Origin of the sequence: Streptomyces sp. NPDC058008, from assembly GCF_042886395.1 — a bacterium.
Lineage (GTDB): Bacteria > Actinomycetota > Actinomycetes > Streptomycetales > Streptomycetaceae > Streptomyces.
The window spans coordinates 1-15476 of the sequence record NZ_JBHVQX010000010.1 but is presented as its reverse complement, the minus strand read 5'-3'; the positions used below and the strand labels follow the sequence as shown (position 1 = coordinate 15476).

Sequence of the window (15476 nt, the reverse complement as noted above, 5' to 3'; positions counted from 1 at the left end):
GGCCCAGCCGCCCCCAGGGGGACACCGGAAACGGTGTCCCCCTCTTCATGAGGACACCGTGATGTACAAACTCTTCTTCCAGCTGGTCTTCAAGCGGATGGACCCGGAACAGGCCCACCACCTGGCCTTCCGCTGGATCCGCCTCGCCGCCCGCGTCCCCGTGCTGCGCACCTTCCTCGCCGCCGCGCTCGCCCCGCGCCACGAGGAGCTGCGCACCGAGGCACTCGGCCTGCGGATGCACGGCCCCTTCGGCCTCGCCGCGGGCTTCGACAAGAACGCCGTCGCCGTCGACGGCATGTCCATGCTCGGGTTCGACCACGTCGAGATCGGTACCGTCACCGGCGAGCCGCAGCCCGGCAACCCGCGCAAGCGGCTGTTCCGCCTCGTCGCGGACCGGGCCCTGATCAACCGCATGGGCTTCAACAACGAGGGCTCGGCGGCCGTGGCGGAGCGCCTGGCCGCCCGCAACCCCGTCTTCCGCACCACCGTCGGCGTCAACATCGGCAAGACCAAGACCGTCCCCGAGGCCGAGGCCGTCGGCGACTACGTGAAGTCGACCGAGCGGCTCGCCGCCCACGCCGACTACCTCGTGGTGAACGTCTCGTCCCCCAACACGCCCGGTCTGCGCAACCTCCAGGCGACCGAGGCGCTGCGCCCCCTGCTGACCGCGGTGCGCGAGGCCGCCGACCGCACCGTCACCGGGCGGCGGGTGCCCCTGCTCGTCAAGATCGCCCCGGACCTCGCGGACGAGGACGTCGACGCCGTCGCCGACCTCGCGGTCGAGCTCGGCCTGGACGGCATCATCGCCACCAACACGACCATCGCCCGCGAGGGCCTCGGCCTGACGTCCGACGCCTCCCTGACCGCGGAGACCGGCGGACTGTCCGGCGCGCCGCTCAAGGAGCGCTCCCTGGAGGTCCTGAGCCGGCTGTACGCCCGCGTGGGCACCAGGATCACCCTGGTGGGCGTCGGGGGCATCGAGAACGCCGAGGACGCCTGGCAGCGCATCCTGGCCGGCGCCACCCTCGTCCAGGGCTACAGCGCCTTCATCTACGAGGGCCCGTTCTACGCCCGCGCCGTCCACAAGGGCCTGGCGGCCCGGCTGGCCGCCTCCCCGTACGCCACCCTCGCCGAAGCCGTCGGCGCCGAGACACGGAAGGCCACCCGGTGACCCCCGAACCCTTCGGCGCGCGCCTGCGCCGCGCCATGGACACCCGCGGGCCGCTCTGCGTCGGCATCGACCCGCACGCCTCCCTGCTCACCTCCTGGGGCCTGAACGACGACATCACGGGTCTGGAGCGCTTCACCCGCACGGTCGTCGAGGCGCTGGCCGACCGGGTCGCCGTGCTCAAGCCGCAGTCCGCGTTCTTCGAACGCTTCGGCTCGCGCGGTGTCGCGGTCCTGGAGAAGGCCGTCGAGGAGGCCCGCGCGGCGGGCGCCCTCGTGCTCATGGACGCCAAGCGCGGCGACATCGGCTCCACGATGGGCGCGTACGCCGCGACCTACCTCGACCCGGACTCGCCGCTGTTCTCCGACGCCGTCACCCTTTCGCCGTACCTCGGCTTCGGGTCGCTGCGCCCGGCGCTCGACGCGGCCGCCGCCTCCGGCGCGGGCGTCTTCGTGCTCGCCCTCACCTCCAACCCGGAGGGCGCCGAGGTCCAGGGCGCCACCGCGGCGGACGGACGGCCGCTGGCCCAGCTGATGCTGGACCACATGGCCGCCGAGAACGCGGGCGCGACCCCGCTGGGCTCCGTCGGCGCCGTGGTCGGCGCCACGCTCGGGGACACCGGCGCCGACCTGGCGATCAACGGTCCGCTGCTCGCTCCGGGCATCGGCGCGCAGGGCGCCACCCCGGCGGATCTTCCGCGTGTCTTCGGCGCCGCGGTGGGCAACGTGGTGCCGAGCGTGAGCCGGGGTGTGCTGCGTCACGGACCGGACGCGTCAGGGCTGCGCGAAGCCGCCGGACGGTTCGCGGACGAGGTCCGAGCGGCCGTCCCGGAAAGCTGACCATGCCACGTAACAGGCTGTTGACGGAATCCTGACCAAAATTCCGGGTTGTTATGGCCGAAATGTCCGGGTCGGCGTCAGCTGACCAGGACTTTTCGTCTGTTCTCGCTGACTCAGGCGCCCGTGGCCGCTAGTCTCCGTCGAGAGCCAACGAGTACACGTTGTTCGTTGCTCACCAGGTGTGGAGCCACCCAGGGTCCGCACCGGTCCGTATCCGACAGATCGACATCCGAGGTGACGTAGGCGTGGCTCTTCCGCCCCTTACCCCTGAACAGCGCGCAGCCGCGCTCGAAAAGGCCGCCGCGGCTCGCCGGGAGCGGGCCGAGGTCAAGAATCGACTCAAGCACTCCGGCGCCTCGCTCCATGAGGTCATCAAGCAGGGCCAGGAGAACGACGTCATCGGCAAGATGAAGGTCTCCGCTCTTCTGGAGTCCCTGCCGGGCGTGGGCAAGGTCCGCGCCAAGCAGATCATGGAGCGGCTCGGCATCTCCGAGAGCCGCCGGGTCCGGGGTCTCGGCTCCAACCAGATCGCATCCCTGGAGCGAGAGTTCGGCGGCAGCGCCGTCTGACGTTCTCAGGCACTCCTGAGAACGGGGATAATCGCCCCATGGCTGCAACATCCCGGGGGACGTCCCCCGTACCCCCGGACGCACGTCCGCGGCTGACCGTGCTCTCCGGCCCCTCAGGGGTCGGCAAGAGCACGGTCGTCGCTCATATGCGCAAGGTCCACCCCGAGGTCTGGCTCTCGGTGTCCGCGACGACCCGTAAGCCCCGCCCCGGCGAGCGCAACGGCGTCCACTACTTCTTCGTGGACGACGAGGAGTTCGACAAGCTGATCGCCAACGGCGAGCTGCTGGAGTGGGCCGAGTTCGCCGGCAACCGCTACGGCACGCCCCGCCGTGCCGTGCTCGACCGCCTGGAGGCGGGCGAGCCGGTGCTGCTGGAGATCGACCTCCAGGGCGCCCGGCTGGTCCGCCAGTCGATGCCCGAGGCGCAGCTCGTCTTCCTCGCGCCGCCCGGCTGGGACGAGCTGGTGCGCCGGCTCACCGGCCGGGGGACCGAGGCGCCCGACGTGATCGAGCGGCGGCTCGCCGCGGCGAAGGTCGAGCTGGCCGCGGAGGCGGAGTTCGACACGACGCTCGTCAACACCTCCGTCGAGGACGTGGCGCGCGAGCTGCTAACGTTGATGCTGCAGGCTTCCGGCCTCCGCGGCAGCGACGACTGACCCACGAGTCCTCACCCGTCCGCGGACGCAGAGCATCACCACTGCGGAACCAGCACGGTCAAAGATCTCTTTGACCTCTATCCCCTTCGGAAGGCAGAGAGTGTCCTCTTCCATCACCACGCCCGAGGGCATCATCAACCCGCCGATTGATGAGCTCCTCGAGGCCACCGACTCGAAGTACAGCCTCGTGATCTACGCCGCCAAGCGCGCGCGCCAGATCAACGCGTACTACTCGCAGCTCGGTGAAGGCCTCCTCGAGTACGTCGGTCCGCTCGTCGACACCCACGTGCACGAGAAGCCGCTCTCGATCGCGCTCCGCGAGATCAACGCGGGCCTGCTGACCTCCGAGGCCATCGAGGGCCCCGCGCAGTAGGCAGGCGGCACGCAGGAAACGCACCTTCACCCCAGGCCCGGCGGTCGGTATCCGCCGGGCCTGCGGTGTGTCCGGCCCCGGGCCCGCCGGAACGGATCCGGGGCGGTGAGGGAGCATGGGTACGTACGCCACGAGGCGGCACGCGGGTGCGCGGAGACACGAGTGCGGGGAGACGCAGTGGAGAAGCCGAGGGTCGTCCTGGGGGTCAGCGGGGGCATCGCCGCGTACAAGGCGTGCGAACTGCTGCGCAGGCTGTCCGAGTCAGGCCATGACGTACGGGTCGTGCCGACCGAGGCGTCGCTGAACTTCGTCGGGGCGGCCACCTGGTCCGCCCTGTCCGGGAACCCCGTGTCGACCGAGGTCTGGGAGAGCGTCCACGAGGTGCCGCACGTCCGGATCGGACAGGGGGCCGACCTCGTCGTGGTCGCCCCCGCGACCGCCGACCTGCTGGCCAGGGCCGCCCACGGCCTGGCCGACGACCTCCTCACCAACACCCTGCTGACCGCACGCTGCCCGGTCGTGTTCGCGCCCGCGATGCACACCGAGATGTGGGAGCACCCCGCCACCCGGGAGAACGTCGCCACCCTGCGCCGCCGTGGCGCCGTCGTCATCGAGCCCGCCGTCGGCCGGCTCACCGGCGCGGACACGGGCAAGGGCAGGCTGCCGGACCCGGGGGAGATCTTCGAGGTCTGCCGGCGCGTCCTCACCCGGGGCCCCGGCGCCGGGGACCTCGCGGGCCGCCACGTGGTGATCAGCGCGGGAGGCACCCGCGAGCCGCTCGACCCGGTGCGCTACCTGGGCAACCGGTCCTCGGGCAAGCAGGGCTACGCCCTGGCCCGCACCGCCGTGGCGCGCGGCGCCCGCGTGACCCTGGTCGAGGCCAACACCGGCCTCCCCGACCCCGCCGGAGCCGACGTCCTGCGCGCCGGGACCGCCGTACAGCTGCGGGAGGCCGTCCTGAAGGCCGCGGCCGACGCGGACGTGGTGGTGATGGCGGCGGCGGTCGCCGACTTCCGGCCCGCCGAGTACGCCACCGGGAAGATCAAGAAGAAGGACGGCCTGGAACCCGCCCCCGTCGCGCTCGTCCGCAATCCCGACATCCTCGCCGAGGTGTCCGCGGACCGGGCCCGGCCGGGGCAGCTCGTCGTCGGATTCGCCGCCGAGACCGACGACGTCCTCGCCAACGGGCGCGAGAAGCTCCGCCGCAAGGGCTGCGATCTGCTCGTCGTGAACGAGGTGGGGGAGCGCAGGACCTTCGGGTCCGAGGAGAACGAAGCGGTCGTGCTCGGGGCCGACGGCAGCGAGACCGCTGTGCCGTACGGGCCGAAGGAAGCACTCGCCGACACGGTATGGGACCTGGTGGCGGCGCGTTTCGGTTAGATTGCGTAGACGCCGCCCCGGCGGCGGGAAAGCCACGACGAACGGCCGTGTCCCGGCCCCGTGAAGGAGGGATTGTCGTACTGCCGTCAACAGTGCCGCAGGTCACAGACCTCCCAAGGGGCGAGACGCGTGACCCAATCACCGGAAGCGACCGATAAACTGGTCGACGGAATGTGCCGGGCGCAGCTCCCGGAGTTCCATCAATGATCAGCCAGCAGCCGCTGCAACCCCAGGGAGCGATGTGTCCCGCCGTCTCTTCACCTCGGAGTCCGTCACCGAGGGCCACCCCGACAAGATCGCTGACCAGATCAGCGACACGATTCTCGACGCGCTCCTGACCGAGGACCCCTCCTCGCGTGTCGCCGTCGAGACCTTGATCACCACTGGTCTGGTGCATGTCGCGGGTGAGGTCACGACCAAGGCCTACGCCGACATCCCCAACCTCGTGCGCAACAAGGTCCTGGAGATCGGCTACGACTCCTCCAAGAAGGGCTTCGACGGCGCCTCCTGCGGCGTCTCGGTGTCCATCGGGTCCCAGTCCCCGGACATCGCCCAGGGTGTCGACACCGCGTACGAGAAGCGGGTCGAGGGTGCCTCCCGAGGGGAGGAGGACGAGCTCGACAAGCAGGGCGCGGGCGACCAGGGCCTGATGTTCGGCTACGCCTGCGACGAGACGCCCGAGCTGATGCCCCTGCCGATCCACCTCGCGCACCGCCTCTCGCGCCGGCTCTCCGAGGTCCGCAAGAACGGGACCATCCCGTACCTGCGCCCCGACGGGAAGACCCAGGTCACCATCGAGTACGACGGCGACAAGGCCGTCCGCCTCGACACCGTCGTCGTCTCCTCGCAGCACGCCTCCGACATCGACCTGGACTCGCTGCTCGCACCCGACATCCGCGAGTTCGTCGTCGAGCACGTCCTCAACCAGCTCATCGAGGACGGCATCAAGCTGGACACCGAGGGCTACCGCCTGCTGGTGAACCCGACCGGCCGCTTCGAGATCGGCGGCCCGATGGGCGACGCCGGCCTCACCGGCCGCAAGATCATCATCGACACCTACGGCGGCATGGCCCGCCACGGCGGCGGCGCGTTCTCCGGCAAGGACCCGTCCAAGGTCGACCGCTCGGCCGCCTACGCCATGCGCTGGGTCGCCAAGAACGTCGTGGCGGCCGGGCTCGCCTCCCGCTGCGAGGTCCAGGTCGCGTACGCGATCGGCAAGGCCGAGCCGGTGGGCCTGTTCGTCGAGACCTTCGGCACCGCCGCGGTCGACACGGAGAAGATCGAGCACGCCATCGGCGAGGTCTTCGACCTCCGCCCGGCCGCGATCATCCGCGACCTCGACCTGCTCCGCCCGATCTACGCCCAGACCGCGGCGTACGGCCACTTCGGCCGCGCGCTCCCCGACTTCACCTGGGAGCGCACCGACCGGGTGGACGCGCTGCGCGAGGCGGCGGGGCTGTAGCACGCCCGCACTCCGTCACGCCGGGGCCCGGACACCGCACGAGGTGTCCGGGCCCCGGCGTGTGCGGCCCCCGCGCACGGCCGGGCCGTGTCAGTGGCGTCTGGTAGGAAGGTGGCTGTGAGCAGCGACGACGAGCGGTCCGAGGAGCCCGGGTCCGGGGCGCCGGAGCAGCTTGCGCTGATCCGGGAGACGGTGCGCCGTGCCAAGGTGCCGCGCGCCAAGCCGCGTACCTGGCGGGGTGCCCCGCTCGCCGCCGAGCTTCCGGTCGCCCGCGTCCTGGTGAACAAGGGCGCCCTCCACCTCGACCAGTACTTCGACTACGCCGTCCCCGAGGAGCTCGACGCGGAGGCGCGGCCCGGCGTCCGCGTCCGGGTGCGGTTCGGCGCCGGGGGACGTCAGGTCCGCGGCGGGCGACGCGAGGGCGGCGGGCTGATCGACGGCTTCCTCATCGAGCGGCGGGCCTCGTCGGACTACCAGGGAGCCCTGGCGGCCCTCGCCTACGTCGTCTCGCCCGAGCCGGTGCTCGGCCCGGAGCTGCTGGAGCTCTCGCGGGCCGTGGCCGACCGTTACGCCGGCAGTCTCGCGGACGTGCTGCAGCTCGCCGTGCCGCCGAGGAACGGCCGCGCCGAGGGCAGGCCGTCGCCCCCGCCCCTGCCGCCGCCCCCCGCACCGTCCCCCGGTTCCTGGGAGCGGTACGCCCAGGGCCCAGGCTTCCTGCGGGCGCTGGCCGGCGGCGGGGCGCCCCGGGCCGTCTGGACCGCGCTGCCCGGCCCGCACTGGCCCGAGGAGATCGCCCGTGCCGTGGCGGCCACCCTGGCCTCGGGCCGGGGCGCGCTCGTGGTCGTACCGGACGGGCGGGCCGCCGGGCGGGTCGACGCCGCGCTGACCGAGGTGCTGGGGGAGGGCCGCCACGCGCTGCTGACCGCCGACTCCGGGCCGGAGAAGCGCTACCGGCAGTGGCTGGCCGTCCGACGCGGTTCCGTCCGCGCGGTGGTGGGGACCCGGGCGGCGATGTTCGCGCCGGTCGCCGATCTGGGCCTGGTGGCCCTCTGGGACGACGGGGACTCCAGCCACAGCGACGACAACGCCCCCTTCCCGCACGTCCGGGAGGTCCTGGAGCTGCGGGCCGCGCACGGCCGCTGCGCGTTCCTGCTGGGCGGCACCAGTTGCACGGTGGAGGCCGCCCAGCTGGTCGAGAACGGCTGGGCCCTGCCCCTGCGGGCGGACCGGGAGCAGCTGCGGATCGCGGCCCCCCTCGTGCGTACCGTCGGCGACGGGGAGCTGGCGCGGGACGGCGCCGCCCGCTCGGCGCGGCTGCCCAGCCTGGCCTGGCAGACCGTGCGGGACGGCCTGCGCAGCGGTCCCGTGCTGGTCCAGGTGCCCCGCCGGGGTTACGCGCCCCGGCTGGCCTGCGAGCGCTGCCGTGAACCCGCGCGGTGCCGGCAGTGCGCGGGGCCCCTGCAAGCGCCGGACCAGCGGGAACTCGACTGCGCCTGGTGCGGGCGGGCCGAGACGGCCTGGAGCTGTGCCGCCTGCGGTGGAGTGCGGCTGCGCGCCCGGATCGTCGGTGCCCGCAGGACCGCCGAGGAGCTGGGGCGCGCGTTTCCCGCCGTCCCGGTGCGGACCTCGGGGCGGGACCACGTGCTGGACTCCGTGCCCGGCGAGCCCGCCCTCGTCGTCAGCACCCCCGGCGCGGAACCGGTCGCCGAAGGCGGTTACGCGGCGGCGCTGCTGCTCGACGGCTGGGCGATGGTCGGGCGGCCCGACCTGCGGGCGGGCGAGGAGGCGCTGCGGCGCTGGACCGCCGCCGCGGCGCTGGTGCGGGGCCAGCCGGAGGGCGGCACGGTGGTGATCGTCGCCGAGCCGACCCTGCGGCCCGTGCAGGCCCTGGTCCGCTGGGACCCCGTCGGTCACGCCCGCCGCGAACTCGCCGAACGCGCGGAGCTCGGCTTCCCGCCGGTCTCCCGCATGGCCTCGGTGACCGGCCCGCCGGAGGCGGTGGCCGCCTGTCTCGCCGGCGCGGAGCTGCCGCCCGAGGCGGAGGTCCTGGGCCCGGTTCCGGTGCCCGGAGCCACTCCCGGTACGCCTCGCAGACAGGGGGACGCGCCGCCGGGCGTGACCTGGGAGCGGGCGCTGGTCAGGGTCCCGCCGGGCCGGGGAGCGGCCCTGGCCGCCGCTCTGAAGACCGCGCAGGCGGCACGGACGGCCAGGGGCACCGGCGATCCCGTGCGGATCAGGATCGACCCGCCGGACATCGGCTGAGCCACCGGGGCGGAGCGCCGGGCCGTCCGGCGGACGTCCTCAGCCGCCGGACGGCCCGTCAGGACCCCGCCCCAGGGCCTCAGCCGTTGCGGGGGCCGGGGAACGCGCCAGGGCGCTCCGACGGCTGCGGCGGCATGGAGCGGGCCGCGGGCACGGCCGGCAGGGCGGGGGAGGCACCCTGTACGGCGGGCACCGCGCGGGCCGTGTTCTCGGGGGCGGGCTCGGCCGCCGCCGGCTGCGGGGTGGCGCGGCGGGCGCCGTAACGGCGGTGCACCGCCTGTTTGGTGACCCCGAGGGCGGAGCCCACCGCGTCCCACGAGAAGCCCAGCGAGCGGTCGAAGTCCACCGCGGCGGTGACCAGCGTCTCGACGCTGTCCCGCAGTTCCTGGGCGAGCCGGACCGTCGGGGCCGGCGCCCTGCCGTAGACGACGAAGCCCGCGGAGGGACCGGAGCGGCGTGGACGGTAGACGTTGCCCAGCTGCGCAGTGAGGGTACGCAGTGCGTCCACCTGCCGCCGGACCCGCTCGATGTCCCGCACCAACAGGTGCAGACTGGCACGCGCTTGGGCGTCGTGGGTTGCGTGGTCGGCCATGAACAAGCCTCTCGAACCGGCGTTGAAAGGGAATCGGACCGCGCGGAGCGGTCCACTTCGGTCAATCTCACTTGACCAACGCGTCACCCGGCCATGTGGTCACGCAAGAGGGGCGTATGTGCCCATGCGCGGGGCGCACGGACCTGCGTACGCCCGGCGCACGCCGGGCCCGGGCGGGCTCGGCGCGGCCAGGGGGCGTGCCCGGGCGGTCCGACAGCCCGGTTCGACAGCCCGGTCCGACGGCCCGGGTCCGACGGTCGGGTCCGGCGCCGTGGCCGTCGTCGTGCGTCCTGCGGGCGGCGGCCGCCGCCCGGACGGTGCCCGGGCGCGTTCCGGGCGGGTCCGTGGTCCCGCGGGTCCGTGGTCCCGCGCCCGCCCTGGCCGGTGCCGCGCGCCCGGCGGGGACCACGGGGCAGCCCTTAGACTGGTGTGCTGCTCGCCACGTACGTTCCGCCCCGAGAGGCAGTGCGCCACCCATGAAGCTCGTCTTCGCAGGCACCCCCGAGGTCGCCGTTCCCGCTCTGGACGCCCTGATCGCATCCGGCCGCCACGAAGTGGCCGCCGTGGTGACCCGCCCCGACGCACCCGCCGGACGGGGACGCCGGCTGGTCGCCAGCCCGGTGGCCGAACGGGCCGAGGAGGCGGGCATCGAGGTCCTCAAGCCGGCCAGGCCGCGCGACGAGGAGTTCCTGGCACGGCTGCGGGAGATCGCGCCGGACTGCTGCCCCGTCGTCGCGTACGGCGCGCTGCTGCCCAAGGTGGCGCTGGACGTCCCCGCGCGCGGCTGGGTCAACCTGCACTTCTCCCTGCTGCCCGCCTGGCGCGGGGCCGCGCCCGTGCAGCACGCGGTGATGGCCGGGGACGAGGTCACCGGCGCCTCGACCTTCCTGATCGAGGAGGGGCTGGACTCGGGACCGGTGTACGGCGTGCTGACCGAGGAGGTCCGGCCCACCGACACCAGCGGCGACCTGCTGACCCGGCTCGCCTTCGCGGGCGCGGGGCTGCTCGCGGCGACCATGGACGGCATCGAGGACGGCACCCTGCACGCCGTCCCGCAGCCCGTCGAGGGCGTCACCCTCGCCCCCAAGCTCACCGTCGAGGACGCCCAGGTGCGGTGGTCCGCGCCCGCGCTCCGGGTGGACCGGGTGGTGCGCGGCTGCACCCCCGCGCCGGGCGCGTGGACCCTCTTCCGTGGGGAACGCCTCAAGCTGGTCCAGGCCGCACCCGTCCTGGACCGCACCGACCTCGCCCCCGGCGAGCTCTCCGCGGCCAAGAACAACGTGTACGTGGGAACCGGCTCGCACGCCGTGGAGCTGCTCTGGGTCCAGCCCCAGGGCAAGAAGCCGATGAGGGCCGCCGACTGGGCGCGCGGGGTGCGCATCGCCCACGGCGAACTCCTGGGCCCCTGAGGTACGGGGGCGGGCCGCCCCGGGGCCCGCGACGGCCTGGGACGGGCACCCGGTGACCGGCGACGTACGCTGGACGGGTTCGCCCCCTCACCCCCAGCGGAGCACCTTTCACGTGAACGACCAGCAGCGTCGCCGTCCCGCCAAGCCCCATCGCCGGCCCAAGAAGGACCCGGTCCGGTTCCTCGCCTTCGAGGTGCTCAGGGCCGTCGACGAGCGTGACGCCTACGCCAACCTCGTCCTGCCCCCGCTGCTGAAGAAGGCGCGCGCCAAGGGCGACTTCGAGGGCAGGGACGCGGCACTGGCGACCGAGCTGGTCTACGGCACCCTGCGCCGTCAGGGCACCTACGACGCCATCGTCGCGGCCTGCATCGACCGGCCGCTGCGCGAGGTGGACCCGCCCGTGCTCGACGTGCTCAACATGGGCGTCCACCAGCTGCTCGGCACCCGCATCCCCACCCACGCCGCCGTCTCGGCGAGTGTGGAGCTGGCGCGGGTGGTGCTCGGCGAGGGGCGTGCCAAGTTCGTCAACGCCGTACTGCGCAAGGTCTCCGCGCACGACCTCGACACGTGGGTGGAGCGCGTCGCGCCCTCCTACGACGAGGACGCCGAGGAGCACCTCTCCGTCGTCCATTCGCACCCCCGCTGGGTGGTCTCGGCGCTCTGGGACGCCCTCGGCGGCGGACGCGCCGGGATCGAGGACCTGCTCGAGGCGGACAACGAGCGGCCCGAGGTGACGCTGGCCGCCCGCCCCGGCCGCTCGACCACCGACGAGCTGCTGGAGGCACTCGGCGAGGAGAGCGGCCTTCCCGGCCGCTGGTCCCCGTACGCCGTGCGGATGGCCGAGGGCGGCGAGCCCGGAGCGCTCGCCGCCGTACGGGACGGCAGCGCCGGTGTGCAGGACGAGGGCAGCCAGCTCGTGGCCGCCGCCCTGGCCGCGGCACCGGTCGAGGGCGAGGACACCCGGTGGCTCGACGGCTGCGCCGGCCCGGGCGGCAAGGCCGCGCTGCTGGCCGCGCTCGCCGCCGGGCGCGGCGCCACCCTGCTCGCCGCCGAGAAGCAGCCGCACCGCGCCCGGCTCGTCGAGCGCGCCCTGGCGGGCAACCCGGGGCCCTACCAGGTGATCACCGCCGACGGGACCCGGCCTCCGTGGCAGCCCGCCTCCTTCGACCGGGTCCTCATGGACGTGCCCTGCTCCGGCCTCGGCGCGCTGCGCCGGCGCCCCGAATCCCGCTGGCGCCGCCGCCCCGAGGACCTGGAGAGCTTCGCCCCCCTCCAGCGCGGTCTGCTGCGCGAGGCGTTGAAGGCGGTACGGGTCGGCGGGGTCGTCGGCTACGCCACCTGCTCCCCGCACCTCGCGGAGACCAGGGTCGTCGTCGAGGACGTGCTCAAGGGGCGCGGCGGATCACCCTTCGAGGCGGAGTGGATCGACGCCCGGCCGCTCCTGCCGGGTGTGCCCGCGCTGGGCGACGGGCCCGACATCCAGCTCTGGCCGCACCTGCACGGCACGGACGCGATGTACCTCGCCCTGCTGCGCCGCACGGCCTGACACCTCGCCGCACCCCGCGGGGGCCGTCCGTCAGCGCGGACGGTCGCCCGCGACGGCGACCCGCTCGGCCACCCTGCGGTGCGGGGCGTAGTCGTTCACCGCGTAGTGCTGCGTCGCCCGGTTGTCCCAGAACGCGACGTCCCCCGCTCGCCAGCTGAAGCGCACCTGGTACTCGGGGACGTGCGCCTGCTGGAACAGCAGGCGCAGCATCCGGTCGCTCTCCTCCCGGTCCCAGCCCACGATCCGGGTGGTGAACGAGGTGTTGACGAAGAGCATCCGGCGGCCGGTGCCGGGATGCGTCCGCACCACCGGGTGCTCGACCGGCGGGAAGCGGTCCTGGAAGGGGACCAGCCGCTCCGCGGGCGTGAACCGCGCGAACCCCGGCACGAAGTCGTGCACCGCGCGCGCCCCCTCCAGCCGCGCCCGCACCTCCGGCGGGAGGTTGTCGTACGCGGCCGCCATGTCGGCCCACATCGTGTCCCCTCCGTACGGGGGCACCTCGCGCAGGTGCAGCACCGCACCGAGCGCGGGCCGCTCGCGGAACGTGACGTCGGTGTGCCAGACGTTCTCGAAGCTCGGTGCGGACGAGCGGTCGAAGCGCGCCACCTCCGGATCGTCCCCGGCGGCCAGCAGCGGATTGGTCTCCAGCTCACCCCAGTTGCGGGCGAAGGCCCGCTGCTCGGCCGAAGTGGGGTGCTGCCCACGGAAGAAGAGCACCTTCCACTCCAGCAGCGCCCGGTCCAGCTCCTCGCGTACGGCGGGCGCGAGCGGACGGATCAGGTCGACGCCGCCGATCTCGGCCCCGATCAGCGGGCCCAGCGGAACGACGTCGAACAGCGTGTAGGGCCGGTCGGGCTGTCCCGGCGCCAGCCTGCGCAGCTCGCGGGAGCCTTCGTACAGCCCGTCCGGAGGAAGCCGGGAGGCGCGCAGCGCGGGGGCGGAACCGAGGGACGTGGTCAGGGACATGGGGACTCCTGTCTGCGTGGGGGTGGGTACGGGGCCGCCCGCCGGGACGGGCGGCCCCGGCCGGCTCAGCGGGCCACGTCGCGCACCGCCGCACCGATCTCGGCGCGCAGCGCCGCGTACGCGGGCAGTCCCCGCAGCCCGTCCGGGTCCTCGTTCCCGGTGCGGGGCAGGGGGATCGGTACGTCCAGGGCGACGGTGCCCGGACCGGCGCTCAGGACGACCGCGCGGGTACCGAGGAAGACGGCCTCGTCCACGCTGTGCGTGACGAGGACCGAGGTGATCCCCGTGCGGGAACTGACGGTGCGCAGATCCTCCTGGAGCCGCTCACGGGTCAGCGCGTCCAGGGCGGCGAACGGCTCGTCCAGGAGCAGCAGGTCCTTGCCGCCCGCCAGGGCGCGCGCGATGGCCACCCGCTGCTGCTGGCCGCCCGATATCTGCCAGGTCCTGCGCCGCGCGGTGCCCGCCAGCCCGACCCGCTCCAGCAACTCCTCGACCCGTGCGGGCCGTTCGGCCCGGGGGACTCCCGCGTAGCGCAGCGCCAGGGAGATGTTCTCCCCGACGGTGCGCCAGGGGAACAGCCGCGGCTGCTGGAAGACGACACCGGCCTGACGGCCCGGCTCCGGCGTCCCGCCGTGCACGGCGACCTCGCCGGACGAGGCCTGCTCGAAGCCGGCGATCAGTCGCAGCAACGTGCTCTTCCCGCTCCCGGACGGGCCGACGAGCACCAGGAACTCGCCGGCCGGGACGTCGAGCGACAGCGGACCCAGGGCCGTCACGGCGTCCGGGCCGCGACCGTAGCGGTGGGTCACCTCGCGTACGGACACGGCGGGCGTGACGGTGGCCGTCGCGGGCTCCCGGACGCCGGCCCGGGCACCGGCCCTTCGGTCATCCGGAGACGGCATCGCTCAGTCCTTCCACGTACACGGCCTTCTCCAGCTCGGAGAGCTCGGGCGCGGCCGGGATCTGCTTCTGTCCCGCCAGGAACTCTGCCGCACTGTGCAGGTTCCGCGCCAGGCCGCCCACCCGGCCGGGGGTGCCCAGCCATGTGTCGCCGGCCTGCTCGGCGGGTTCGAGGAAGATGCCCTGCTTCAGCTGGGCGGCGGCGTCCTCGGAGCCGATCCCGAGCTGCTTGCCGACGGCCTCCGCCGCAGCTGACGGGTCGTCATGGATCAGGTCCAGCGCCTGGGCCTGGGCCTTGCGCCAGGCGGCGATCACCTCGGGCTGCTTCTCGATGAAGGCGGTGGAGGCCACCCCCAGATCGAGCGTGGGCTTCCCGGCGGCGGCCAGCTCCCTGCTGGAGACCAGGGTCTTGCCCGACCGGGCGAGTTCGTCGAGCGTGGGCAGCCAGACGTAGGCGGCGTCGATGTCCCCGCGCGACCAGGCCGCGACGATGTCCTGCGGTTCGAGGTCGAGCAGATCGACCTTCGCGGGGTCCACGCCCGCCCGGTCCAGCGCGGCGAGCAGGCTGTAGTGCGAGGTGGAGCTGAAGGGCGTGGCGACCTTGCGGCCCGCCAGATTCCGGACGTCCTCGACGCCGGAGCCGTCCCGCGCCACCAGGGCCTCGTTGTCACCGGCGACGTCCAGCACCCAGGTGACCTTGTACGGGATGTTCAGCGGCTCGGACAGACCGCGTGCCACCGGACTGGAGCCGATCGCGGCCAGATCGACCGAGCCGGCGACGAACGCGGTGTTGATGCTCGCGCCCGAGTCGAACTTGATCCACTTGACGGTGTGGTCGGGGAGGGCCTTCTCCAGCAGCCCCTTCTCCTTGACGATCAGGTCGCCGCTGGGGAAGGCCTGGTAGCCGATCCGTATCGTGCTGCCGCCGCCCTGGCCGCCGTCACCACCGCCTCCGCCGCTGCCGCAGGCCGTGACGGTGAGGAGCGCTCCCAGGGCCGCGACGAGCAGGGGGATGCGGCGCGGACCGCGTGTTCCGGGCATGGCGTAGTCCTTCGTTCGTTGATCGGGGGAGCTGAGGGGAACCGAGGGGACCGGCACGGGAGCCGGAGGGTCGGGGCGCGGGTCACGTGAGCCCGCGCCAGGGCGCGAGCCGGTTCTCGGCACCCCGGAGCAGGCCGTCGATCAGCAGACCGGAGACACCGATCGCGAAGAGCCCGAGGACGACCACGTCGGACTGGTTGTAGCGCTGCGCGTCGCGGATCATGCCGCCGATGCCGGGCAGTCCGTTGACGGTCTGGGAGGCGACCAACGTGGTGTAGGCGATGCCGATCGCCAGCCGTACGCCGTAATGTAT

The 15476-nt window shown here is 73.7% G+C and carries 14 protein-coding genes and 1 pseudogene; 10 read left to right on the top strand and 5 right to left on the bottom strand.

Annotation, left to right across the window (positions count from 1 at the left end):
* Window positions 1-61 precede the first annotated feature (61 nt).
* The 8 genes from ACFVS9_RS12240 (at window position 62) to ACFVS9_RS12205 (ending at window position 8709) form a co-directional block, all read left to right on the top strand.
* Entirely contained in the window at window positions 62-1171 is a 1110-nt protein-coding gene (locus tag ACFVS9_RS12240; protein WP_383118581.1) for a quinone-dependent dihydroorotate dehydrogenase, read from the top strand.
* Window positions 1168-2007 (top strand): orotidine-5'-phosphate decarboxylase, encoded by an 840-nt coding sequence (gene pyrF / locus ACFVS9_RS12235; RefSeq protein ID WP_383118580.1) that lies wholly within the window; start codon window positions 1168-1170, stop codon window positions 2005-2007. Before ACFVS9_RS12240 ends, pyrF begins: the two co-directional genes overlap by 4 nt.
* 245 nt (window positions 2008-2252) lie before the next feature.
* Window positions 2253-2576 carry an integration host factor gene (locus ACFVS9_RS12230; protein WP_389931690.1) on the top strand — a complete coding sequence of 108 codons (324 nt, stop codon included), beginning with the start codon at window positions 2253-2255 and terminating at the stop codon, window positions 2574-2576.
* Window positions 2577-2614: 38 nt separating this feature from the next.
* The gene (gene gmk, locus ACFVS9_RS12225; RefSeq protein ID WP_383118579.1) at window positions 2615-3232 is read left to right on the top strand and encodes a guanylate kinase; all 618 of its coding nucleotides are present in this window, start codon (window positions 2615-2617) and stop codon (window positions 3230-3232) included.
* Between the two features lie 100 nt (window positions 3233-3332).
* Complete coding sequence (gene rpoZ / locus ACFVS9_RS12220) at window positions 3333-3605, top strand: DNA-directed RNA polymerase subunit omega (protein ID WP_003970369.1); 273 nt, start codon at window positions 3333-3335, stop codon at window positions 3603-3605.
* A gap of 177 nt (window positions 3606-3782) precedes the next feature.
* Window positions 3783-4985, top strand: a complete 1203-nt coding sequence (coaBC, locus tag ACFVS9_RS12215; RefSeq protein ID WP_383118578.1) for a bifunctional phosphopantothenoylcysteine decarboxylase/phosphopantothenate--cysteine ligase CoaBC — start codon at window positions 3783-3785, stop codon at window positions 4983-4985.
* Window positions 4986-5226: 241 nt separating this feature from the next.
* A complete protein-coding gene (gene metK, locus ACFVS9_RS12210; RefSeq protein WP_383118577.1) occupies window positions 5227-6447 on the top strand; it encodes a methionine adenosyltransferase in 1221 nt (406 codons plus the stop codon).
* A gap of 117 nt (window positions 6448-6564) precedes the next feature.
* Complete coding sequence (locus ACFVS9_RS12205; protein ID WP_389931688.1) at window positions 6565-8709, top strand: primosomal protein N'; 2145 nt, start codon at window positions 6565-6567, stop codon at window positions 8707-8709.
* A gap of 79 nt (window positions 8710-8788) precedes the next feature.
* Here the strand turns inward: ACFVS9_RS12205 and ACFVS9_RS12200 are convergent, their stop codons facing one another.
* Window positions 8789-9301, bottom strand: coding sequence for a hypothetical protein (locus ACFVS9_RS12200; RefSeq protein WP_383118811.1), 513 nt, complete (start codon window positions 9299-9301; stop codon window positions 8789-8791).
* Window positions 9302-9777: 476 nt separating this feature from the next.
* On the opposite strand from ACFVS9_RS12200, the gene fmt reads away from it, so the two are divergent.
* A complete protein-coding gene (gene fmt, locus ACFVS9_RS12195) occupies window positions 9778-10710 on the top strand; it encodes a methionyl-tRNA formyltransferase (RefSeq protein WP_383118812.1) in 933 nt (310 codons plus the stop codon).
* 112 nt (window positions 10711-10822) lie between these two features.
* On the top strand, window positions 10823-12256 hold the full coding sequence (locus tag ACFVS9_RS12190; RefSeq protein ID WP_383118813.1) for an RsmB/NOP family class I SAM-dependent RNA methyltransferase: 1434 nt from the start codon (window positions 10823-10825) through the stop codon (window positions 12254-12256).
* Between the two features lie 30 nt (window positions 12257-12286).
* Here the strand turns inward: ACFVS9_RS12190 and ACFVS9_RS12185 are convergent, their stop codons facing one another.
* The 4 genes and pseudogenes from ACFVS9_RS12185 to ACFVS9_RS12170 form a co-directional block, all read right to left on the bottom strand.
* Window positions 12287-13222 (bottom strand): TauD/TfdA dioxygenase family protein, encoded by a 936-nt coding sequence (locus tag ACFVS9_RS12185; protein ID WP_389931686.1) that lies wholly within the window; start codon window positions 13220-13222, stop codon window positions 12287-12289.
* Window positions 13223-13287: 65 nt separating this feature from the next.
* Window positions 13288-14124, bottom strand: a complete 837-nt coding sequence (locus ACFVS9_RS12180) for an ABC transporter ATP-binding protein (protein WP_389931684.1) — start codon at window positions 14122-14124, stop codon at window positions 13288-13290.
* Window positions 14108-15163, bottom strand: a complete 1056-nt coding sequence (locus tag ACFVS9_RS12175) for an ABC transporter substrate-binding protein (protein ID WP_389931682.1) — start codon at window positions 15161-15163, stop codon at window positions 14108-14110. The genes ACFVS9_RS12180 and ACFVS9_RS12175 overlap by 17 nt, the downstream gene beginning before the upstream one ends.
* An 82-nt stretch (window positions 15164-15245) precedes the next feature.
* Window positions 15246-15476: pseudogene (locus ACFVS9_RS12170) on the bottom strand (ABC transporter permease); the annotation flags it as partial.

Bases quoted from the DNA above. Each gene is read 5' to 3' on its own strand.
- ACFVS9_RS12240 (WP_383118581.1), top strand. From the start codon at position 62: ATGTACAAACTCTTCTTCCAGCTGGTCTTCAAGCGGATGGACCCGGAA.
- ACFVS9_RS12200 (WP_383118811.1), bottom strand. From the start codon at position 9,301: ATGGCCGACCACGCAACCCACGACGCCCAAGCGCGTGCCAGTCTGCAC.
- ACFVS9_RS12185 (WP_389931686.1), bottom strand. From the start codon at position 13,222: ATGTCCCTGACCACGTCCCTCGGTTCCGCCCCCGCGCTGCGCGCCTCC.
- ACFVS9_RS12180 (WP_389931684.1), bottom strand. From the start codon at position 14,124: ATGCCGTCTCCGGATGACCGAAGGGCCGGTGCCCGGGCCGGCGTCCGG.
- ACFVS9_RS12175 (WP_389931682.1), bottom strand. From the start codon at position 15,163: ATGCCCGGAACACGCGGTCCGCGCCGCATCCCCCTGCTCGTCGCGGCC.
- gmk (WP_383118579.1), top strand. From the start codon at position 2,615: ATGGCTGCAACATCCCGGGGGACGTCCCCCGTACCCCCGGACGCACGT.
- fmt (WP_383118812.1), top strand. From the start codon at position 9,778: ATGAAGCTCGTCTTCGCAGGCACCCCCGAGGTCGCCGTTCCCGCTCTG.